The sequence below is a fragment of the Bradyrhizobium sp. USDA 4502 genome, from assembly GCF_054063355.1.
The window spans coordinates 9,088,042-9,111,415 of the sequence record NZ_JBSSGF010000001.1 but is presented as its reverse complement, the minus strand read 5'-3'; the positions used below and the strand labels follow the sequence as shown (position 1 = coordinate 9,111,415).

The window sequence follows — 23,374 nt, the reverse complement described above, 5'->3', positions numbered from 1 at the left end:
CGTCGTCCTCCCCTCAAGTTGGCTTATTTTTATGAGCTGCGCGATCCGGCTTGCGGGTCAATCGCTTCACCGCCGTGACCGCCGCATGTGCGGCTACGGTCAACCCAACCGCGCCGGCAGCGGCCATCCCGATCTGATCGGCGTTCTTCTCGATGCCGAACTGCTGGATGGCCGTGAGCCGGTCGTAGAACGAACCTTTGTCCCAAAAGCCGTCTTCGGAGCAACCGAGGCAACCGTGGCCGGATTGAATAGGGAATGAAACGCCCCCATTCCAGCGAAGCGTCGAACAGGCATTGTAGGTGGTCGGCCCCTTGCAGCCCATCTTGTACAGGCAGTAGCCCTTGCGGGCGCACTCATCGTCCCACTCCTCGACAAATTGGCCGGCGTCGAAATGCGAACGCCGATAGCACTTGTCGTGGATGCGCTGGGAATAAAACATCCTTGGGCGCCCTTGGCGATCGAGTTCAGGAAGCCTTCCGAACGTGGATATGAAGGTCACGAGGCCGGTCATGACCTCTGCGATGGGGGGACACCCGGGAACCTTGACGATCGGCTTGTTGGAGATCACCTTGTCGATAGGCACAGTACCGGTCGGATTGGGCCTGGCCGCTTGCGCGCAGCCCCAGGATGCGCAGGTCCCCCAGGCAATGACCGCCATGGACGCTTCCGCCATCCACCTGAGCCTCTCAACGAACGGCTTGCCGCCGTCAATGCAGAACATGCCTCCCTCGTTCAGCGGCGGGTTGCCTTCGACGGCAAGCACATACTTGCCTTTGTACCTGGCACGGTTTTCCTGCAGGACGGCTTCGGCCTGGTGACCAGCCGCGGCCATGATCATATCGTCGTAGTCGAGCGAAATCATCGACAACAGCACGTCTTTGATCAACGGATGCGCTGAGCGGATGAAGCTTTCGGAGCAGCAGGTACACTCGAGCCCGTGCAGCCAAATGACGGGTATACGCGGTTTGGTCTCGAGGGCATTGGCGATACTGCTTGCTGCGAGCGGACCGAGTCCGAAGCTCGCGGCCGTCAAACTGCAGAACTTGTGGAAACTGCGACGCGTGATACCCTGACGTCTGATCACGCTGTAGAAGGTTTCCTCTATCCCGCCCATGAGCCCTTCCAAGTGACGCGTCAGCCGTAACGATGCTGACGTTCAGCAGCAAGAAATAGGCCATTGCACAGCAAACATCTGACGGATACCAAGCCGTCGCTTGTGGATCTGCAGCAGGATTGGCGAGCTACGCGCAAGCTGCGCAACTGACCACTTGTCGTGCTTATGGTGTCCGGTTTGGACCGTCGATGTGAGAACTCCAACAATGCATCACAATGGCTCGCTCCTGGCGGCGACGGCGTCATACTCGCTCTTCAAGTACGGCCGCCACACCGGCCGGCACGATAATTGTCGCAGTTCGCGGCACCGTACTGATCACCGATTTCGATCAGAATGGCTCGTTCCAAGCACTGGGCCCGATCGTCCGACGCGGGTCAGCAAACGACCTTGCTGTCCTTTCAGGTTTGATGCCTGTCCGCAGCAGCAAGCATAATTTGCCAGTCATCCAAGCTGTTCATCGAGCATTTCCGACGGCAGCAAACTATCGAACTATTCCGGCATAGACGATATTTTGGACCTGTTCGCGGTAATACTTGCGGATCTCTCCGGGCGCGGCCGTGCCGACCACCACGACCAAGCGCTCCTTCGGATCACAGAAAAATTGTGTTCCGTAAGCGCCGGTCCAGGTGAACTCACCTGGACTGCCTGGAACGGCCGAGAGACCCTCGCTTATGCGCACAGCCACTCCGAGCCCGAACCCAAAGCCGGCGCGGTGCGGCTCCACATGAGCGACCTTATTTTTGATCTCTGGCCCAAGGTGGTTGGAGATCATGTGATGCACAGTCTTCGGACCGAGGATCCGCCGCCCATCGAGCTCCCCGCCGTTTAGCAGCATTTGCCCAAAGCGCACGTAGTCACCAACTGTCGCGAATGCACAGGCTCCCCCGCAGTCAAACCTCGTCTGACTTTCGAGGAGCTCGATGCTTTGTGGCTTTCCGGTCAGCGGGTCGTCTCTAAATGGACGCGCCAACCGCTTGCGTTGCGATGCCGACAAATGAAAAGTGGCATCCAGCATTCCGATCGGCTTCCACACGTTGCTGGAAAGATACTCGCCCAACGGCTGCTCGCTAACCTGCTCCACGACAGCTCCAAGCACGTCGGTCGAGAAGCCGTATTCGAACTCCGTGCCCGGTTGGTGCGCCAGCGGCAGCTTGGTAATGGCTTCGATGAAAGCCCGCTTATCGCCCTTGACCGGCGGAGCTGCGAAATCCGGATAGAGACGCGCCACCTGATCTGCGCTATCCGGTGGCGCACCATAGGTGAGCCCTGATGTGTGGCGATACAGATCGTGGACGTAAATCGGAGAACTCTGCGCTTCGTATTTCAATGAGCCGTCAGGCTGCGGCACTCCCACCTTCATCTTTGCAAATTCGGGATAGTAATCCGTCAGTTTGGCCCGCAGAGGCAGGCGACCTTGTTCCGTGAGGGTGAGGCCGGCAACCGCCACCATCGGTTTGGTCATAGATGCGAGCGCGAATATCGCATCGAGCCGCATCGACGTTCCTTTTTCAGGATCGAGCTGTCCATACGCCTTGTAGTGAATCAGCTTGCCGTCTCTGGCGATTGCAACCACTGCGCCCGGCACGCGTTTGGTTGCGTAGGCTGACAGCACCTTGGTGCGCCCAGGAACGTACAACGGAAAAGCGCGCTGACTTGCCGCCACTTGCTGCGGGCGGTCGCCCATTGCAACAAAGGCGCTATGGATCGGCTGCACCACCAAAGGGAGCGCCGAGAGGACCGACCCCACCACGATCCCCGCAAAGGTAAATGCGAGTGTGTGCTCGCCCCAGAAAGAGGCGAGAAGCCCGCCGGGTCCGTTCGGGCCGAGCAGGATGAGGACGCAGAAACCGAGCGCCGTCGGCGGCAGCACAAGCGGCAGTGCGATCATTGTCGCGACCGCCTCGCTCAAAACCGTCTTTGACCGTGCAAGCCACCACGCGAGCGGCGCGCCAATCACCAGCAGGATCATTGTCGTCACGCAGGCAAGCTCGACCGTGAGCGCAACGGATTGCCAGATCTCCGGCGAAAGGACATCCATGTGCGTCAGCCCACCAGTGAGAGCACGTCGCCATGCCCGCGCGGCGGTCGCTTGCACGCCCGGCCCGCCGAGGACTCTCGCGCGCATCGCGTTTTGATCGGATCCAGGCCCCAAGAACTGGGCGCCGTGCCTAGCTTCGGCTGCATCGCTTGCAGGATGGCGACCGCATTGGTTGTGTTTGCTTCACCTTTTCGCGCCACGATGCGCCTGGGGATCGACAACATCGTGAACGACGACGGCTTGCGGGTCTCCACGCCATTCACGACGCCTGAAGCCCAATTCGCCGCAGTCGTGAGGTGGATTTCTGGAGCCACAGGAGCATTCTCAAGAATGTCAATCGGGCGAATGCTGACGCTCGAGCGGAACGCCTGGAATGTTTCGATTTGCGTGCCTTGGCTATCGAACCTGGTGCTTGCGTTAACGCTCAACGCGTTCTCGGACCGTCTCAACGGCTTCGGCAAGATGGCACGCATATCGTCCGGCATGCGCAATCTCGTGAGGGCCACCACATTGATTCGCGTCGTTTCTGCGAGCAACTGCGGCATCGCAAACCTCATCGGAAACTCCTGTGACAGGGCCGCTCCGACCGGTCTGACGGCGGCAGCTCCTCGCGCGCCGTTCAGCAATACCCGTGCCGCTTGCGAAATGTGGTGCGCTTTGTGCCTAACGCGAGAAAAACCCACATGGACGCCAGCGTCACTGTGCAGTGGACCTAACCCGCTGTCAGGTTCCGGGCATCTTTGTTCTCAAACAGACAGCGGCGGCAGAATGAACAGGAGAGCTGGCCGCCCGACAGATATCGCGCTCTGAAATAAAATCGATGCAAATCCTCACGTGATTCCGCATCGAAGTAGTAATTGGTTTCTTTGGCGTCTCTCAAGAGCGACCGTGTATAAGCGCCGAAGCCCGCCAAAGTCCTACTGCGAGAATGGACGCCACCGAAAAACAAAGGTTTCGGAGTCCATTTCGTATTCGGACTGCGTGTTGCCGAGGACAAAGACAGGAGCTGCCGACCGTCTTCACCCGGTAATCATGCACGCACTGTTCCATGATAACGGAGCCTACCGTGGAACATGCGTTAGTTGCCGAGTTCTCGGCCAGAACCTGCTGCCCGAAAAACGTGCTGCAGCGAATCTATGGAGCGTCCGGGCGGTGTAGTATATCGACTGTAATGGTGCCGCGAGCGCGAGAGACACATGCACAGATCTTTTCGTTCCCGTGCTTTTGCTGCTCGCTGAAGAAAACGTCGCGGTGGTCGAGATCACCGTCGATTTCGACGAGATCGATGGCGCAGACGCCGCACTCGCCGCGCCGGCAATCCGAAATCACTTCGTACCCAGCCTCATTGAGCACGTCCAGCAACGAGCGATTGCGCGGAATCTCGATCTCAAGAGACCGATCTGCAAGGCGCACCCGGAAACCTTCGGTCGGCAGTGAGCCGCTCGAGCCAAAGGTCTCGTAGCGTAGGTCGGATAGTCCGCGACCTGCACCGGTCCAGGCCCGGCGGGCGGCATCGAGCATCCGGATCGGACCGCACAAGAGGGTCAAGGCATCGGGCGGCAGCGAGGCGAACAAGCCATCGAAATCGAGCCTGCGCCCTTCGCTGCCTGCATGGACAATAAGCCGCTCGTTCAGCAAAGGGGCGAGAACGTCCAAATAGACGGCTTGCTCACGGGAAGACACAGCATAATGCAGAGTGAAGTCGGCATTGCAGCGTGCCAGCGCCTGAGCCGCCCCGATCAGCGGCGTAATACCAATGCCGCCCGCAATCAGGCAATAGTGCCGGCGTGCCCAGTCAATCGGCAGCAGCGAGGCGGGCGACGTAATTGTCAACCGAGCGCCCGGCGCGAGCGACCACATGTACTGCGAGCCGCCGCGGGAGTCCTCCGCGCGCCGCACGGCGATGCGATAGCCGGCCGGGTCGGCTTCGCCAACCAAGGAATAGGATCTCGTCTCCGGGCGCCCATCGATAGTGACGGCAATATTGATATGGCTGCCGACCGGATAGGCCGTGCCATCAAAATTTTCTGGTTTGATCAGAAACTCGCGGATCGAAGGTGTCCGATCGCGCGTCGCGACGAGCGTTGCCGATGTCCAGCTTTCAATGAAGCGCATGAAGATTTCCCTTAATCGCCTGCCATCCTGATAAGCGCCAGTCCAGGCAGCAGGTCAGAATGCGTCTTATTCCTGAGCACCAAGCGGAGATTGCGCGCCGCCACTCGAGCGTGCTCGCGCATGATTGCCTCGGCGCGCGCGCCTTCGCGGTTTTCGATTGCATCGACCACGACGCGGTGTTGATCTTGCGCAATCAATAGTGTGTGGCGCGCATCCGGTAGTGTCGATTGGGTCATCACAAAGCCGCTGGGCGAGGCGAATGGTAGCGCCGACGCGCGATCAACCTGCCGGATCAAGGGCGGACTGCGCGACAATTCGGTCAACAGCGCATGAAAACGCGCATTGAGCGCGACGTAGGAGGAGAAAGCCTCGACGGAAATTGGGTCCTGCCGCACCAGGCTGTCGATCTCGTCAAGACATCCCTTTAGAGGCTCAAGATCGCGCGACGAAACACCGCGCTCGGCAGCAAAACGCGCGGCCAGACCTTCCACGGTGCCGCGCACTTCGATCGAATCCAGCACATCTCGTTCGGAGAATGCCTTCACCATGAAGCCGCCAGAAGGGATCGCTTCCAGAAGTCCTTCCTCCTCCAGCCGAACCAATGCCATTCGCACCGGACTACGCGATGCACCGCTCGTCTCCACGGCCTGCAACTCGGAGATCCGTTCGCCCGGCCGCAAGTCGCCCGACAGGATCAGATCGCGCAAGCTGAGCTGGGCGCGTACCGTCTGTGAGACGGAACGGTCATTGTCGCGCTCGACCATGCCCTACTCCGCGGCCTGACGACCGTGGTGCGGATTCTCGGCCTCGATCATGCGATCTATCAAGCGGCGGGCCCACATCGCGCCGGCATCGATGTTGAGGTTATAGAAGACCCGGTCGGGATTTTCGTCGATCGCGCGCTGCTGCGCCTCGAGAATGACCTCGTCCTCACGGAAGATGCCGGAAACGCCTTGGCGAAGTTCGGTGGTCAGGCGCTGTTCGTTCAGGCGATAATTGCGCACGAAGGCCCAGAAATAATGGCAGCTTGTTTCCGTTTCGGGCGTGATGGTGTTGAGGACAATACCATTGACGCCAGCCGATCGATCGCCTTCGGGCGCGCCGGTTCCTGCGGGCGCCACTCCGACGTCGATATTGATCGTGCACGGCGCCTCGAAACGGATAATCTGCCAGCGGTCCACCGGACCAGGTTTTTGCAATTGCTTGGCCCAAAACGGGGGCGCGGCAATTCCCTTCATCCAGCGCGTTACGGTAGCGGTCTTCTCACCATGGGTGACGTCAAACGGCGCTTCCGTGATTGCGTCATTGCCAATGCTGGCGCCATGCACAAAAGTCTCATGCGTCAGGTCCATGAGGTTGTCGACCACCAGACGATAGTCACATTTCAGGTGAATGGTGTCACCGTCGCCGGCCCAAGCGGGATCATCGCTCCAGTGCATATCCGGCACCAGGCCCGGGTCGGCTAGCGCCGGATCACCCATCCACAGCCAGACGAAGCGATCGCGCTCGACGACAGGATAGGCACGTACACACGCAGAGGGGTTGATCGTCTCCTGCGAGGGCATGAAGGTGCAGCGGCCCTGCGCGTTGTATTTCAGCCCATGATAGCCGCAGACCACGCTGTCGCCCTCAAGGCGCCCTTTTGAGAGCGGCACCAACCGATGCCAACAGGCGTCCTCCAGTGCTGCCACCTCGCCGTTGGCGCGCCGATACATCACGACGTGCCTGCCGCAGATTGTGCGCGGCAACAGTGCCTGCCTCACCTCAGTATCCCAAGCGGCCGCATACCAGACATTGGTCGGAAAGCAATGGCTCATGCGCCGATTCCTCACTTTGGGGACACCGTCTGTATACATTAATTCGAAACAGGCCGAAAAAGTGACGGATATGCGGGCTCACAGTGGAATGATTGTATACGGAAATGGCGACTTATCGATTCCGCGCGGCCATAACGAAGCATGCGGTGCGCGCACCAAAACAGCTGCCGTCTGAATTCGGACTCGCCATCGCGCACATCCCAGCTGGATCTAGCCCTTGTACCGTCGCGGCCTCGTACGGCTATCGGCGAGGTTCCTGGCCTGCATAGGGGCGCAACATCGGGCGTTTCTTAGCCGGCAACACAGTCCCTTTGCCGGGATCGGACGTCGACGACTTGGTGCCTAGATCGGCCCATGCTCTCAAGTCATCCAGTGCGTAGATGACGCGACCGCCGATGTTTCGATACGCTGGCCCCGTGCCATATGTGCGGTGCTTCTCGAGCGTGCGGCCGGATAGGCTAAGATAACGCGCAGCTTCCGGCGTACGCAGGAAGCGCGTGGATAGATCTGACATCGGATCGGGCATTTGAGAACTCCAGGTGAGAGGCTGGCCGCGAACAGCGGCACTTTGTCGTGCCATCATCATGGAGAAGCGCGTTCTCTGGAAGGATACCGAATATCGAGGAAGCAACTTTCGGCACCCCGTCCCCTGCGCCCTGCCGTCAAGCCTTCTTCTATTTAGCGCCCGCTCCAGCCTACGACATTGGTCAATCACGACTCGCGGCTGCGAAGACGCATTTGCACGGATGGATATCCACTAGGTAATCAGGCGCCTTCGCAAGGCGACGCAGAAACGCCCTGCGCAGAAATTCCGCCGAACCATCCGGTTTCACCAGATCACCACTTCTGTACTTGAGTACGCTCACCGTCGTCCGATTGCCGCAATTCATTCGAACTCGCATTGCAGCCGGAACAAGTCAGATTGGTCTCGTCCTACCTAGCAATGCGTTTAGAAAAAGAACGCTCAAAACGCCAAAGCGGAATGATCGCAGCTCCATCGCGACGCCGAGGCGCCCAAACGGCTCAGCGACCGCCCGATGCGGATACGCCTCACGTCGAGCAACCCGCTAGATGTCGCACGCTTCCATCGCATGGATGCCTCCGATCCAAACAATCAATTTTATCAATGGAGCGTACTGTCGCATCAACACCAGCGGGCGAAGCGTACCGATAACATTAGGAATTCTATGCTGAGACGTGCCTCGGGCAATTTGCCAGCAAGACGCGGCGATGCTGAGCAACCTTCGCGATCGACCTCACAAATGCCATTCGAAGATTCAAACAGCCTCGTCAGAAGAAAGGCGGCTTATCTGATAGCGTCTCGATCGTCTGGTTGGGCCTCTGGTGCAGATCTTGCTTGACGAAGCACGATAACGTAACTGAACGCCTGCCTTTGGAATGACGCGCCGGCTCTCGGAACCGTCTTCTATCGGACACGGCTAAAATGACAGCCTCGTATGATGCCGCCGCCTCTCAACGACGCAGCGGCTCGCATGCGAGTGTATTCGGGAAGGAAGCGTCATGACCACCATGGCAACTGCGGTGCCCGCGCGCGCGCCGCAGACTTGGTATAAAATTCTGTACGTTCAAGTGTTGATAGCGATCGTGCTTGGCGCCATCGTCGGCTGGCTGTGGCCGTCGGTCGCGACTAACGACTGGGTCAAGGCACTCGGTGACGGCTTCATCAAGCTGATCAAGATGGTGATCGCGCCGATCATCTTCTGCACCGTCGCATCCGGCATCGCGCATATCCAGGATGCAAAGAAAGTCGGACGCGTCGGCATCAAAGCGCTGGTCTATTTCGAGATCGCATCGAGCTTTGCCTTGGTGTTGGGCCTCGTCATGGGCAATCTGGTCCAAATCGGCCATGGTCTTGCGGTCAAACCGGACGCTGCGGCGGTCGCCAATTACGTCAAGCAGGCGGAAGCCTCGAAGACCGTCGACTTTTTTCTCAATATCATTCCCGATACCGTGGTCGGCGCCCTCGCTCGCGGCGATGTTCTGCAAGTGCTCCTGTTCGCGATCCTGTTTGGCTTTTCGCTGATGGCACTTGGGGAGCGTGGAGAACGGCTGCGCGGCATGATTGACGACGTCGCGCACGCGGTGTTCGGCGTGATCGCCATCATCATGAAAGCGGCCCCGATCGGTGCGTTCGGCGCGATGGCTTTCACGGTCGGCAAGTTCGGACCGGCGGCGCTCGGTAATCTGATCGGGCTCGTCGTACTATTCTATGCGACTGCGGCGATATTCGTGATCGTCGTGCTCGGCCTGATCGCGCGGATCGTCGGCTTTTCGATCTTCAAATTCATTATCTATATCAAGGACGAGCTTCTGATCGTGCTCGGCACTTCATCCTCGGAAAGCGCGCTGCCGCAATTGATGGAGAAGCTCGAGCGGCTGGGCTGCTCAAAACCCGTAGTTGGCCTCGTGGTGCCAACCGGCTACTCCTTCAACCTCGACGGCACCAACATTTATATGACGCTTGCGACATTGTTTATTGCCCAGGCACTCGGGGTCGATCTGACCTTTGGCCAGCAGCTCACGATCTTGCTCGTGGCAATGCTGACCTCGAAGGGAGCAAGCGGCGTGACCGGCGCAGGCTTCATCACACTTGCCGCGACATTGTCGGTGGTCAACCCGGCACTGGTGCCCGGCATGGCAATCGTATTCTCGATCGACAAGTTTATGAGCGAGGTGCGAGCCCTTACCAATATCACCGGCAATGGCATCGCCGCTGTGTTCGTGTCGTGGTGGGAAGGCGAGCTCGACGACGCTACGCTGCACGCTCGGCTCAAGCAGCCCACCGTTTCCAACGGCATCGATACACGAACATCAAGGAGGTAGACCCCGGGTCTTGTTCGTGATTTCAAGGCGCGCTCAACTGAGCGCAGCCAGCTCCGTGGTTCGTTCGCAGTTCAAATCGGCACAGCCGACTTGAACTGCGAGTTGATGTTTTTTTTGCACGAGCAGCGGTTCACACCATTGCTCCGTGTCGCGCTCCAAACCACGTCTGAGAATTCCACGCAAACGCGGAAGATGAAGTCGTTTTTCCACGAATATTTTTGGCGCGCCGTGGAGTTGAAAGCTCCCAGCCATCCAAATGCTGGCGCAAGGTTGGCGTGGGGCAACACAACACGATTCCGACAGAGCCTACCCGGCCTGACTGGCCAAGGGACTGGGTCTAGCCCACAAAATAGCTTGGTGCGTGGCCACTGAACCGGCCTCTTCCGCGCCCGCGGGTGGCGGCAATTTCCAACTCAGCCATCCGTTTATTCCGGCGCGCGTTACGGCATCACGTCGGAGCGGCTATGATCACCGTCGACCGGCTTGGTACCACCAGGCTAAGATGGATCTTATCGAACTAACGTCACGGCGCTCCACGGCTCATCGCGGTTCTTTGCGACGACGTGCCTCGTTGTTCAGCGTTAGCGTCTTTGTGGAATTCATGTAGCTGTTGTGCGCGTCATTGGAACGTGCCTTGGCGCCACGCAGCTGTGTTCGGCACGCGATGTCCACAGCCTCGGTCCCCCGCCAAGCGATTATCGGCAACGAAGGAAAACGGACATCTCCGACCCGGTTGTACGCGGGTCAGCGTGCCATATTGAAAGGTTTAGAACAACTATACCTACGTTTGTAATGCGCCTTTCTCCGGCACGTGCTGAGTTCAGCTGCAAGCAATTGACCCAGAACATTGGCGAGCGTCCCTTGGGGCCGAAAGATTGCCCCATTTTTGCCTAAATGTTATAACTCTCCCGCCGGAGAAAGGCCGGACGGTCAAAGAATGTATAACCAAGTCAATAATTTCAAACGTTCAGCCACACAGTTCACATTCGGCAGCATAACGCTGGCGGTAGTGACGTTGGCCTCCTTGTACCTTCAAACACATTTCGCTGCGACGGCGTTCGGCTATCTGCTGGTAATATTGCTGTTTTCACTGATCGGCAGCTTTATTGCATCATCCGCCCTTTCCATCTTGGCCATCGCTGCTTTGGCGTACTACTTCGCGCCGCCCGCGTTCAGTCTTGGGATCGACGACCCCCAAGTTCTTCTGGTGGTTGTCGCTTTCTTTACTGTCTCGATTGTCGGAACGCACCTGATTGGAAAGATCCGCCAGGAAAGAGAGGCCGCGCGTGAGACTGCGGCCGAACTCCGGCGCAGCACTGCCGATTTGGAAGACCGTGAAAAGCGGTGGCGCGCAATCTTTGAGCACAATCCCTCCATGTACGTCATGGTCGACGAAGCGGGTACTGTCCTCAACGTCAATACGCTCGGCGCGACACAGCTCGGCTATGCGCGCTCCGAACTGATCGGTCAATCTGTCCTGGGAGTCTTTCTGGACGAGGATCGCGCGTTCGCCCGCAAATGCATTCGGGCCTGCCTTGAAGATATCGGTCAATCGCAAACCTGGGAGGCCCAGAAAGTTCGGAAAGACGGCTCGGTGTTGTGGGTACGTGAAAACGCCAAAGCAATGCTCTGGGCCAATGAGCGGCCCGTTGTCCTCATAGCCTGCGAAGATATCACGGAACGAAAGCGGACCGAACTTGCCCTGCAGCGAAGCGAAGCACATTTGGCTCAGGCGCAGGAGTTGAGCAATACAGGCAGCTTCAGCTGGAACGTCGCCACTGGCGAGGCCTTTTGGTCAAAGGAGCTGTTTCGTATTCTACAGTTGGATCCGCAGACGGCTCCCGCGCCGGAACTGATCGTCGCGCGCACGCATCCAGACGATAGGGCCTCAGTCCAAGAGACCATCGATCAAGCGATGCGAGATCCAAAGAGCTTCGAGCATGAATACCGGTTACTGCTGCCGGATGGATCGGTGAAGCACATCCATGCGCGGGCACGCACCACGAGAACCGCGACTGGTGACATCGAGTTTGTCGGGGCAGCGACGGATATCACGGCTGCAAGACTGGCAGAACAGCAGTTGCGCCGCAGCGAAGCCTATCTGGCCGAGGCCCAGCATCTCAGTCACACGGGTAGTTGGTCCTGGGACGTCTACCGTCTCGATTTTATCTATCGCTCCGCCGAGGTCGATCGCCTGTTTGGCTTTGATCCGCAAGAGACGGTGTCGATAGAGACCATTCGGTCGCGTATCCATCCAGACGATCTGCCGCGACTTCAGGAAGTGCAGCGACTGGCTAGAGAAGACAAAGAAGGACGCTTCGAGTACGATTTTCGAATCCTTATGCCAGATGGCTCGATGAGGCATATACATTCCGTGGCCCATGTGGTGGTTGGCAGCGACGGCAATGTCAGCGAACTCATCGGAACACATATGGATGTCACTGAGCAATATGCAGCCAGGGAACGTCTGGAAAGCACACTTGCCGCGCTGCGCGAAAGCGAGCAGCGCTTTCGCGACTACGCCGAAACAGCCTCCGACTGGCTCTGGGAGACCGGGCCAGATCATCAGGTCACTCGCTTGTCCGAGCACACCAGCGCTGCGGGAATCCTGGCGACAGGATTGATGGGTATGCTTCGCTGGGACATTGCGTGCGACGTCGAAGAAGAACCTGAGAAGTGGCGGCAGCATCGGGCGAGGCTGGAGGCGCATCTGCCGTTTCGGGATCTGCTCTACCGCACTGTCAACCGGGTGGGATCTCCGATCTACGTCCGAACGAGTGGCAAGCCTTTTTTTGATATCGACGGTAATTTTCTCGGGTACCGGGGCGTCAGCACTGACATGACGGCTATCATTCGCGCAAATCAAGCCGAACAAGAGTTGCGAAAGGCACAGGCAGAGCTTGCACATGTGACGCGCGTGACCACCCTGGGAGAGTTGACAACGTCCATCGCCCACGAAATCAACCAGCCACTCGCCGCTATTATCAGCAACGCCGATGCGTGCCTCGGTTGGATGAACCGCGAAACCCCTGATCTTTCCGCCGCGCGCTCATCGGTTGAGTGGATAATCGAAGACGCAATCCGAGCAAGCGAGGTGATCCGTCGCATTCGCGCACTTGCGAAGAAAGGCGAGATCGAGATGCTGCCGCTCGACATCAATGACGTCGTTAAGGACGTCATTGCGCTTGTGACACGTGAGCTGATTAGCCACCAGGTTACGTTAAAAACCGATTTGACGGTAGCGCTACCCGCAATCCTCGGAGACCGGATTCAGCTGCAACAGGTGATTATCAATCTGGTGATGAACGGAATCGAAGCGATGGACGCAGTTACGGACCGGCCGCGTGAACTAGTGATTCAGTCATCTAGCGACGATATGGGGCACGTGCGGCTTGCCGTGACTGACAGTGGCATCGGCATCGCCGAGAATGACGTCGACCGAGTGTTAGACCCATTTTTCACGACAAAATCGAGCGGCCTTGGAATGGGGCTTTCGATCTGCCGCTCGATTGTGGAGGCTCACGGAGGGCGTCTTTCGATCGTCTGCAAGCAAGGGCCGGGGGCCACCTTTCGGTTTGACCTGCCGCTGCACAAGGAGATCGTGTCATGAGTGAACGCTCCAACTCCCAGCGCGAAGGCAGCAAGGCCGAGGCGTCGGCGCATGCGATCGTCTTCGTTGTTGAAGATGACGTCTCGATGCGTCGGTCGCTTACGAACCTTTTCCAATCCGTGGGCCTGGACGTCGTTGCATTCGGATCGGCCCGAGAAATGCTGCAGAGCAAACTTCCCGACGTTGTTAGCTGCCTGGTTCTTGATGTCCGGCTGCCAGGCTTGAGCGGCCTTGAGTTTCAGACTGAGCTAGCCAAGGCGAACGTTCATATTCCCATCATCTTCATTACCGGCCATGGCGACATTCCCATGAGCGTCAGGGCTATGAAGGGCGGAGCGGTCGATTTTCTCACCAAACCGTTTCGCGATCAGGAACTGCTGGACGCCGTAGTCGCAGCGACCGAACGCGATCGCAAAAGGCGCGAGGACGAGCAGACTATCGCGAAGCTGAAGTCTCTATTTGAAACCTTGAGCCCGCGCGAGCAGGCGGTGATGAAACTGGTCGCTACCGGATTAATGAACAAGCAGATAGCCGCCGAGCTGGGGCTCGCCGAGATTACGGTCAAGATCTACCGTGGACACGTGATGAAAAAGATGCGCGCCAGGTCGCTGGCGGATTTGATCAGAATGACTGAGACGCTGGGAATCCGCGGTAACCGCCCCGAACAAACCTAAGTATGATTTTACAATTTAACCACTCAAGCCCACTTTTCGCTCAATGGTGGCTAGTGCCTCGGCAGCCGCTAGTCCCGCGCCAGGAGAGCTTGTCTTGTCCACGCCTTTGATTTCTGTCGTTGATGACGACGCATCGGTCCGTGCGGCGACAGAAAATCTTCTGAAATCGCGTGGCTACGTCGTTCAAACGTTTGCGTCGGCCGAGGAGTTCTTGAGGTCGCCGCGGTTGAACGAGACCTCCTGTGTAATTACCGATGTGCAGATGCCGGTTATGAGTGGGTTGGACCTGCTGGCGGAAATGCGGACCCGTGGCTATGGCGTGCCATTCATTTTTATTACAGCCTTCCCCAATGACCGCGTGCGCGCCTCAGCCCTGAGCGCGGGAGCGACCGGATTCTTGGCCAAGCCCTTCGCCGGACATACGCTGATCGAGCACCTCGATGCCGCACTGAGTGAGAATGGCGACGGCGCAGACGCTTGAAACAATCAGCCGACCGCCGACTTTTGTCCGGTCTGGGCGCCTCGCACGAGAGCCGATCTTTGGCCAGCCGAGCCCGCTCCCCTGTCGTTAGATTACCGTTTGGCGCGGGCTGGGGCTCTTATTAGTTTTGTACGAGTCCTGTCGGACTGCCACTCCCGAGCTCGCCTGAGTCAATTTTAAACCCACTGAATGGTGAGATTGTATCGCGACCTCGGACCAACTTTCCAAGGTCAGGCGAAACCACTGTGAACGGCCACGGCAAAGAGATCCGATCACGTAGGCACACGGTACAACTGCTCGAAAACTTGTAGTCAGCTTCTCGTCAGACAGTCTGACTATCAAGTCCCGCTCGGCCTTGGTGGCCCTGACACTCAAGACAACTTTCTTGGATGGGAGCGCGAACGCCCATGTACAATCGACTAGATGGCTCACCCAGCTTTCCATGGATGGGTAGTTCCGACTTTGATGGAATGACACAAATTGAAGCCGGCGGTACGCAGACAGATCAAGACCGACGCTTCGAGGACGTCTTTTCCAGTTTGCAGATAGCGCCACAAACAGCCTATGCCCGTTCAACTTCGGCAGCAGCGCGGCCGTACTCACTAGCTGCCAAACCACCTGTCGTGGAGATCTCAAGCACCTCATTTCAGGAACTGTTGGAAGATTTCTATGGGGATGAAGTCCAGCATATCGCGGCCAATCCCCAGCAATACTCGCGGTCGGTGGCATTGAAGGCCGAACGAGCTGCGGACGTCGCCTATAATCATGGCAGGAAGGTCGGTTCGGACGACGCACGACATTTCAGCTATCAATTAGGAAACAAAAGCGTTGGACTTCTCCGAACGGAAGGAGGAGCTACCGTCGATGATGTGTTCAAGGAGGAAACCGCACGCGCCCGTTGGCAGGAACAGTTTCCCGGACGATCGGACATAACATCGACAATAGACTTTCGGGTTACGCATCCCCTGGTCGACAATGCAGGCGATATCTTGCTGGAGTATCAACTTCGGCTTGATGGCGATGAGCCCTTGGTCCTTTCTCACCCTGTTAATCCGGAAGCAAAAGCCCGTGCGGCAGCGTTGGGTTTTGTTGAGATAGGTGACTCGCTGATGGTCCTTGATCCTACCCAGCATCCCGACAAGTGGGGTAAGAATAGCCAAGGAGAATGGCAGCGAGAGAACAAACCTCGATTTTACCTTTCCAAAGCGGCGGAGAGCGAAGGCAGAGGCACGGAACGTTCCGAGCGTGCAGGAAATACCTCGCCGGATTGGGAGGATGATGACTTTATGTAGGGGGACGTTTGGCGCTCCGCGAGGCACGATACGTCCCCGCGAGGCTATCTGCATTCTGTATCACTTTAGTTCGTCAGTTCGGCATGCGCGAGGATTGGAGGTAGGACGAGGCATTGGTGATCCATCAGGCATATCCGTATTTCGTTCGGGCTGGTTCGGGCCTGTGGAACTGATAGGTGCCCAGCTTGCAGCGTGAGCTGGGCTACCCGAAGCTAACGCACGCGGCATTGACGATGCGGAGAGGTACGAGGGCGCCCATGCGTCAATCACGAACGGAATCGGTCTAAGTTCACCTACTGAAGCGATCCGATCGCTTCCTTCCGATAGCGGTTAGGGTCAACCAGAGTGGCTTCCAGATCGCAGTCTCGATAAGTTCGGCGGGCGCGGCGAGCAGCGAGCAGTCGTCAATAGGAGTCACGACGACACGTTATTGCATCCCCGGAACTGCCCGCAGGACAGCATATCGACGCTGCCGCGGCCATCTATTCAACTGTGACCGATTTGGCAAGATTGCGCGGCTGATCCACGTCCGTCCCCATAACGACGGCGGTATGATAGGCTAACAATTGTACCGCGACGGCATAAACCATGGGCGTAAAGCTTGCAGCCATATCTGGTAAAACAATGGTCATGAGCGTATCCACCGTCGCTTCCGAGGCGCCCCTTGCATCGGTGATCAAGATGATGTTGCCGCCTCGAGCGGCGACTTCTTGCATGTTCGAGACGGTTTTCTCGAAGACCCCGTCGTAGGGCGCGATCACCACCACGGGCACTGTCTCATCGATCAACGCAATCGGTCCATGCTTGAGTTCGCCGGCGGCGTAGCCTTCTGAGTGGATATAGGAGATTTCTTTCAGCTTGAGCGCGCCCTCCAAGGCCAGGGGCGCCGATGTGCCTCGGCCGAGATAGAGCACGTCGCTCGACTTGGCAACATCACGCGCGAGTTTCTCGATCTGCGGCTCGACCAACAGCGCTGCAGCAATCAGCCGCGGCACTTCGATAAGTTCGCGTACAAGCCTCGATTCATCGATCTCGGATAGCTTACCGCACTCTTTGGCTGCTGCGACGGCAAGGGTCGCCATCACCGCCAGCTGGCAGACGAATGCCTTGGTGGAGGCCACGCCGATTTCTGGACCCGCTAGCGTCGGCAGCACGGATTCACTCTCGCGCGCGATGGTCGACGTCGGGACATTGACCACGGATATCGTGTGTAGGCCCTGGCTCTTGGCATAGCGCAACGCGGCCAGTGTGTCGGCCGTTTCCCCGGACTGCGAGATGACGATCGCGAGATCGCCCCGGCGCAAAGGCGCCTCCCTGTAGCGGAACTCGGACGCCACGTCGACTTCGACAGGCAGGCGGGCCAGCCGTTCAAACCAGTACTTGGCAATGTAGCCAGCATAGCTCGCCGTGCCGCACGCTGTAATTGAGATGCGCTGAATAGAATTGAAGTCGAACGGTAGTGTGAGCGGCAGGACTACGCGCTCGGCTGCCATATCGAGATAATGCGCCAATGTCTGTCCGACCATGGTCGGCTGCTCGTGGATTTCCTTTGCCATGAAGTGACGATAGTTCGCCTTGTCCACCAGGAGTGACGACGCGCCAGGCTTGGATGTTTCCCGATGGACGACAGTCCCGTCTGCGCCATAGATCACGCAGACCGCGCGGGTAAGCACGGCCCAGTCGCCGTCCTCAAGGTAAGTAATGGCATCGGTCAAGGGCGCGAGTGCGATCGCGTCCGATCCTAAATACACTTCGCCAGGACCATGCCCGATCGCAAGGGGCGATCCCTTGCGCGCACCGATCAAAAGATCCTCATGGCCTTTGAACAGAAATGCCAGAGCGAAAGCTCCGCGCAGCCGTGGCAGCGAGGCTTGTACCGCATCCTGCGGCGAGTAGCCATTCTTGAGGTAGGATTCGACGAGATGCGCCACCACCTCGGTATCCGTCTCTGAGCTAAAATGAGCTCCACTCCGCTCCAGTTCGGCTCGCAGCGCGTGGAAATTTTCAATGATACCGTTGTGAACGACCGCGACATTTTCCGTCGCATGCGGATGAGCATTACTCTCGGTCGGTTTTCCATGAGTTGCCCAGCGGGTGTGACCAATGCCGCTATGACCCGACGGCGGACAATGGCGTAGCCGTTCCTCAAGGTTTCTCAACTTACCTTTAGCGCGCCGGCGCTCGATACGGAGACCCTCGAGCGTCGCTAGGCCAGCGGAGTCATAGCCACGATATTCCAGTCGCTTCAGCGAAGCGACCAATTGCCCAGCGACCGGACCACGCGCCAAGATGCCGACTATTCCACACATATTGATCGATACAGCCCAGGTTCAAAGAGTCAGGCGTTCCCACAGAGGGCCCCATGGAATCTGCCTACCCGACGGTGATAGGTATCAAGCTCTCAATTTATTGCGGCTTCATGTATCGCCGCATTCGCAAGTGCGGGCTCGGTCTATTTCAACCATCATCGCTTTCTCCGGCCACGCTCTGCTTTTGGTTGTCTCCATCGAATACAAACAGCGATGACTGCGAATGGCGTGCCTCCTTAGAGGTGAGCCCGATATGCAGGCACGGTTGGTGGCTGAGTTCGGTATCCAATCCCGATACAAACAGACTCTTCGCTCGAAGGCGACGGCAACTGTCACCATCGCGTGGTATGCCCGCTGCGAGGATAGATCGCGCAAGCGCCTAGGCTTCATGGATTGAGGAACTTTGGCCAGATCGGCAGACCATTCATTCCAGAGTGAAGCGTCATGTCCTATTTGGCTCATCATCCTGATGAGCCACTCACGACTCTTCAGCTCAAATCCCAACAAAGCGAGCGGCGACGCGGCCGATCCGGTTAGCAGCCGACGCGGGAGTACGGTCCCGACGCCTCACTGAGGATCTCCTCGAGAACCTTGCACCGGCTGTGCTCCTTCGGGCTGCTAGAAGGATGCGGCCTCACCGTGCTTTCCACATGTCTGCTACTGGTGTATCACGCAGCCGCTCTCGCGTGGATCGTCTTTGTCGTTACTCGTCGGGATATGAGACTAGACGATTGCATCGAACTCTCTATTGTACGAACGTAAGCTATCGATATCGAAACGTTCGAAGAACTATACCAACGTTTGCCATTCTTTCTTATTCGGTCTTGCGTCGGTTTACACTTATTGAAAGAAGCGCTAGGCCGACGACCCTATTGACCAGATTGCGTGCTCTGTTCGGAAGTCAAAGGTACGGGAGCTTTGTAGAATACGATATCGAGGCCCAAGCTCATTGTGTGCTTGCATGGCGTAATTCCGGTAAGGGCGTCGGCAACTGCACCTCAGCAAACCACTCCGCCGGCTATGGCGAGACTACGCGAATATAACGTGCGCAAGATAGACGAGGAACTTGGACCATCGGCGTCATCTCGTTGGAAACATCGCCCGAGCAGTATCCGGCTGCGCGTGATGGCGTTTGTCGTCCGGCTTGTTCGGTCAGGATTGTGGACATTCAACTCAATGGTCCCGCTCTCCAGTCGAGTAAATCAACGTATATAGTGCGCATTTCTATATGATGTGTATGACTAAAGCTAATGATCGTTCTCCTCTAATTGCGGGTGGTGCGCGCTTGCGCATCTAGATATCACGAGAAAGCGCTCCGCAACGCGCGTTTCAAGGAGCGCTTTCTTTCCAGCGCAACTAAGAGAGACCATGGCGGCTCAGGACTCACAACGGCGCATTGCGCTGATCACCGGCATCACCGGGCAGGACGGCGCGTATCTCGCCGAATATCTGCTTGGTCTCGGCTACACCGTGCACGGGATCAAGCGCCGGTCGTCCTCGTTCAACACCGCGCGCGTCGACCATCTCTACCAGGACCCGCATGCCGGCAACGTGCCGTTCCTGATGCACTATGGCGACATGACCGATTCGACCAATCTGATCCGCCTGGTGCAGCAGATCCGGCCGACCGAGATCTATAACCTCGCCGCCCAGAGCCACGTCCAGGTCAGTTTCGAGAGCCCGGAATACACCGCCAACGCCGATGCGATCGGCGTGCTGCGGCTCTTGGAGGCGATTCGCATCCTCGGCATGGAAAAGGAAACGCGGTTCTACCAGGCCTCGACTTCGGAGCTTTACGGGCTCGTGCAGGAGGTGCCGCAGAAGGAAACCACGCCGTTCTATCCGCGCTCGCCCTATGGCGTCGCCAAGCTCTACGGCTACTGGATCACGGTGAACTACCGCGAGGCCTATGGCATGTTCGCCAGCAACGGTATCCTGTTCAACCATGAGAGCCCGATCCGCGGCGAGACCTTCGTGACGCGCAAGATCACCCGCGCCGTTGCCCGCATCGAGGTCGGCCTCGAGAACAAGCTCTATCTCGGCAATCTCGACGCCAAGCGCGACTGGGGCCACGCCCGCGACTATGTCGAGGGCATGCACAGGATCCTGCAGGTGGACGAGCCCGGCGACTTCGTGCTCGCGACCGGCGAAACGCGGTCGGTCCGCGAGTTCGTCGAGCTGGCGTTTGCCGAGGTCGGCCGCAGCATCGAATGGCGCGGCAAGGGCGTCGAGGAGGTCGGTGTCGACAAGGCGTCCGGCAACACCCTGGTGCAGATCGATCCGACCTATTTCCGCCCGACCGAGGTCGATCTTCTGATCGGCGACGCCAGCAAGGCGCGCGCCAAGCTCGGCTGGGCGCCGAAGACGCCGTTCGCGCAGCTGGTGAAGGAAATGGTCGCCAGCGATCTCGTCGAGGCCAGGCAGGATGCGGCCAATGGCAAGCACGGCGTTTGAGCTGAAGGACAAGACGGTCTTCGTTGCCGGCCATCGCGGCATGGTCGGCTCGGCGCTGATGCGCCGGCTGGCGCGCGAGGAGGCCGATCTCCTGACGGTGTCGCGCAGCGAGGTCGATCTGCGCGACCAAACCGCGGTCAACGCATGGTTTGCCGCGAAGCGGCCGCAGGCCGTGTTCCTCGCCGCCGCCAAGGTCGGCGGCATCGTCGCCAACAACACGCTGCGGGCCGAATTCCTCTACGACAATCTGGCGATCTCGAGCAACGTGATCCAGGCAGCGCACGCCAATGGCTGTGAGAAGCTGATGTTCTTCGGCTCGTCCTGCATCTATCCGCGCCTGGCGCCGCAGCCGCTGCGCGAGGATTCGATGCTGACCGGCCCGCTGGAGCCGACCAACGAGCCCTATGCCATCGCCAAGATCGCCGGCATCAAGATGGCCGAGGCCTATCGCAGCCAGTACGGCGCCGATTTCATCAGCGTGATGCCGACCAATCTCTACGGCCCCGGCGACAATTATCACCCGGAATACAGCCACGTCGTCGCCGCGCTGATCCGCCGCTTCCACGAGGCCAAGGTCTCCGGCGCCGGCAACGTCGCGGTGTGGGGCACCGGCACGCCGCGCCGCGAATTCCTCTATGTCGACGATCTCGCCGACGCCTGCATCCATCTGATGAAGACCTATTCCTCGTCCGAACTGGTCAATATCGGCACCGGCGAGGACATCACCATTGCCGAATTCGCACTCATGGTCGCGGCCGCCGTCGGTTTTCGTGGTGAGATCAGCTTCGACACGTCGCGCCCGGACGGCACGCCGCGCAAGCTGCTCGACGTCGGCCGACTGGCGCGGCTCGGCTGGCGCGCCACCACCTCGCTGGAGGACGGCATTCAGCTAGCGTACCGGGCGTATCTCGCCGACAGCAAATGGACGGTACCTTAGTGAACTGGTAGTCCCGACAGCGGGTGCAAGCAGACCCATCCGAGCATCAGCGGACATTGGATATTCCAGCCTGGCCCAACGGCATTCATCAACAACAGCGCTCAGTTGGATGTCCGATCACCCGAGTGACTCGCATATCCTAGTTACGGCTCAGCCAACCAACTTGCAGGAAAAGAAGAATGGCCGTGATCGAGGCGTACCGTTCTACTGCTAAAGTTTTAGACCTGATCGACGCTCAGCCTCTAACGCCGTCCCCCGTCTCTCTCGACTAACGAGCCTTAACGCCCCTCTGTCATCACCATCCGTGCCGACAACGTGACGACGCACATGAGCGCACCCAACATCGCGAACGCCAAAGGCAAGCCAGTCATGTGTGCGACGAGCCCGATGCCAGCGGGACCCACCAGTATACCCGCGTAGCCAGCTGTCGTGATGACCGCGATCGCAACGCCTACCGGCATCACCTTCTGTTTGCCGGCGCGTCGACACAGTACGGGTACAACATTTGAAATGCCCAATCCAATAAGCAGGAACCCCGCCATGGCAATCAGCGCTACCGGCGCGGCGACCACAGCCAAGAAACCTATCATGATCGGCAGAGTTCCGAGCATCAATGTGGCACGGTCGCCGATTCGCTCCACAACGGCATCTCCGCCGAGGCGCCCTGCGGTCATTGCGATGGCGAAAAGCATACATCCAAGACCTCCGTGCGCCTCCGTGAGAAGATCTTCCCCAACGAGAAGCAAAGCGCTCCAATCAAGCATTGCACCTTCGACAAGAAAAGTGATAGCCGCGAGCGCCGCTATTAGCAGCACACTGCGATGGGGCAAGACAAACAATGGCCCCTGCTGTCTCAAGCTCGTTGCAGTCAACCGCGGCCAGGCCGACACTATCGCGATCATCATAAACGTCGAACAGACCAACGTCGAAGAAAGTGAACTAAGCTGAAGCGAGAGAAACAGGGTCACGGCAGCAGAGCCGGTGAATTCTCCAATGCTGTAATGGGCATGGAAACCGGACATCAACGGACGGCCGGTGGCTCGCTCCAATTCGATCGCATAGATGTTCATGGCTACATCGATCGAACCGAGTGAAACGCCGAAAGCAAACAGCGTGGCACCCAGCGCAAGAGGTGTTCCAGCGATAGCCAACCACGGCAGGATAAGCGCGAGGCCGAGTCCACCCACGAGGATAATGGGCTTGCTGCCGTACCGCGCGTTCGACACGCTGGTCAGAAGCATAGCGAGAACGGATCCTGTTCCGAGACAGAGCAGCAGAAGACCAAGCGTGCGGTCGTCTACCGCGAGCCGCTCCTTGGCAAGCGGCACCAACGGCGCCCACGCCGCGAGGCCGAATCCGGCAACGAAAAACGCAAGCCGCGTCCCAAGCAGGCTGGCAGCCCAATTGGCAGATGGTATCACTGGCACTCCTGAGAGAACGGGCTCGTAAGCGCGGCGCCCCTCACCCTGCGTGCGTGGCCTGCAAGCGGCCGCAACTCGACGATGATGAACTCATGTTGACATTTTCATCTCTGCAAATGCGATGCCATCGCAAAAGCTCGGGCCACCTCAGAAGGTGCGAGCGTCAAATAGGAGTGATCGCCAAGCAACCCGGATGCGTGTTACGGCCTATCTTTCGCGGATGAGCAACCGCAACGAGGACGTCAGCCTTTGCCTTTTTCCGACAGTC

General features: G+C 58.4%; 16 protein-coding genes. 7 read left to right on the top strand and 9 right to left on the bottom strand.

Translation table 11 applies throughout. The annotated features are described in order from the left end of the window. Positions 1 to 13: 13 nt before the first annotated feature. The 7 genes from ACVW1B_RS42430 to ACVW1B_RS42400 form a co-directional block, all read right to left on the bottom strand. Positions 14 to 1,114, bottom strand: a complete 1,101-nt coding sequence (locus ACVW1B_RS42430; RefSeq protein WP_253604022.1) for a hydrogenase small subunit — start codon at positions 1,112 to 1,114, stop codon at positions 14 to 16. Between the two features lie 481 nt (positions 1,115 to 1,595). Next, positions 1,596 to 3,152: a serine hydrolase gene (locus tag ACVW1B_RS42425; RefSeq protein ID WP_253604024.1), complete on the bottom strand. Its 1,557-nt coding sequence runs from the start codon at positions 3,150 to 3,152 to the stop codon at positions 1,596 to 1,598. Between the two features lie 5 nt (positions 3,153 to 3,157). After that, complete coding sequence (locus tag ACVW1B_RS42420) at positions 3,158 to 3,709, bottom strand: hypothetical protein (protein WP_253604026.1); 552 nt, start codon at positions 3,707 to 3,709, stop codon at positions 3,158 to 3,160. A 577-nt stretch (positions 3,710 to 4,286) separates the two neighbouring features. Next, positions 4,287 to 5,267 (bottom strand): PDR/VanB family oxidoreductase, encoded by a 981-nt coding sequence (locus ACVW1B_RS42415; RefSeq protein ID WP_253604028.1) that lies wholly within the window; start codon positions 5,265 to 5,267, stop codon positions 4,287 to 4,289. A gap of 11 nt (positions 5,268 to 5,278) precedes the next feature. Beyond that, positions 5,279 to 6,031 (bottom strand): GntR family transcriptional regulator, encoded by a 753-nt coding sequence (locus tag ACVW1B_RS42410; RefSeq protein WP_253604030.1) that lies wholly within the window; start codon positions 6,029 to 6,031, stop codon positions 5,279 to 5,281. 3 nt (positions 6,032 to 6,034) lie between these two features. Continuing rightward, the gene (locus ACVW1B_RS42405) at positions 6,035 to 7,084 is read right to left on the bottom strand and encodes an aromatic ring-hydroxylating dioxygenase subunit alpha (protein ID WP_253604032.1); all 1,050 of its coding nucleotides are present in this window, start codon (positions 7,082 to 7,084) and stop codon (positions 6,035 to 6,037) included. 241 nt (positions 7,085 to 7,325) lie between these two features. Beyond that, a complete protein-coding gene (locus ACVW1B_RS42400; protein ID WP_253604034.1) occupies positions 7,326 to 7,610 on the bottom strand; it encodes a helix-turn-helix transcriptional regulator in 285 nt (94 codons plus the stop codon). 995 nt (positions 7,611 to 8,605) lie between these two features. On the opposite strand from ACVW1B_RS42400, the gene dctA reads away from it, so the two are divergent. The 5 genes from dctA (at position 8,606) to ACVW1B_RS42375 (ending at position 15,985) form a co-directional block, all read left to right on the top strand. Further along, on the top strand, positions 8,606 to 9,928 hold the full coding sequence (dctA, locus tag ACVW1B_RS42395; protein ID WP_156436293.1) for a C4-dicarboxylate transporter DctA: 1,323 nt from the start codon (positions 8,606 to 8,608) through the stop codon (positions 9,926 to 9,928). Positions 9,929 to 10,865: 937 nt separating this feature from the next. Continuing rightward, positions 10,866 to 13,538: a PAS domain S-box protein gene (locus ACVW1B_RS42390; RefSeq protein WP_253604036.1), complete on the top strand. Its 2,673-nt coding sequence runs from the start codon at positions 10,866 to 10,868 to the stop codon at positions 13,536 to 13,538. Beyond that, positions 13,535 to 14,212, top strand: a complete 678-nt coding sequence (locus ACVW1B_RS42385) for a response regulator transcription factor (RefSeq protein WP_057018013.1) — start codon at positions 13,535 to 13,537, stop codon at positions 14,210 to 14,212. The genes ACVW1B_RS42390 and ACVW1B_RS42385 overlap by 4 nt, the downstream gene beginning before the upstream one ends. A 94-nt stretch (positions 14,213 to 14,306) precedes the next feature. Then, positions 14,307 to 14,693 carry a response regulator transcription factor gene (locus ACVW1B_RS42380; protein ID WP_069279831.1) on the top strand — a complete coding sequence of 129 codons (387 nt, stop codon included), beginning with the start codon at positions 14,307 to 14,309 and terminating at the stop codon, positions 14,691 to 14,693. Positions 14,694 to 15,100: 407 nt separating this feature from the next. After that, on the top strand, positions 15,101 to 15,985 hold the full coding sequence (locus tag ACVW1B_RS42375; protein WP_253604038.1) for an Effector protein NopP: 885 nt from the start codon (positions 15,101 to 15,103) through the stop codon (positions 15,983 to 15,985). A gap of 482 nt (positions 15,986 to 16,467) precedes the next feature. On the opposite strand, the gene glmS is transcribed toward ACVW1B_RS42375, so the two are convergent. Beyond that, positions 16,468 to 18,294 (bottom strand): glutamine--fructose-6-phosphate transaminase (isomerizing), encoded by a 1,827-nt coding sequence (gene glmS / locus ACVW1B_RS42370; RefSeq protein ID WP_253604040.1) that lies wholly within the window; start codon positions 18,292 to 18,294, stop codon positions 16,468 to 16,470. 1,368 nt (positions 18,295 to 19,662) lie between these two features. Between glmS and gmd the strand changes: the two genes are divergently transcribed. Continuing rightward, positions 19,663 to 20,748: a GDP-mannose 4,6-dehydratase gene (gene gmd, locus ACVW1B_RS42365; RefSeq protein WP_253604042.1), complete on the top strand. Its 1,086-nt coding sequence runs from the start codon at positions 19,663 to 19,665 to the stop codon at positions 20,746 to 20,748. Next, complete coding sequence (fcl, locus tag ACVW1B_RS42360; protein WP_375167008.1) at positions 20,729 to 21,685, top strand: GDP-L-fucose synthase; 957 nt, start codon at positions 20,729 to 20,731, stop codon at positions 21,683 to 21,685. Before gmd ends, fcl begins: the two co-directional genes overlap by 20 nt. A 278-nt stretch (positions 21,686 to 21,963) precedes the next feature. Here the strand turns inward: fcl and ACVW1B_RS42355 are convergent, their stop codons facing one another. Further along, positions 21,964 to 23,103, bottom strand: coding sequence for an MFS transporter (locus tag ACVW1B_RS42355; RefSeq protein WP_057018079.1), 1,140 nt, complete (start codon positions 23,101 to 23,103; stop codon positions 21,964 to 21,966). Between the last annotated feature and the right edge of the window lie 271 nt (positions 23,104 to 23,374).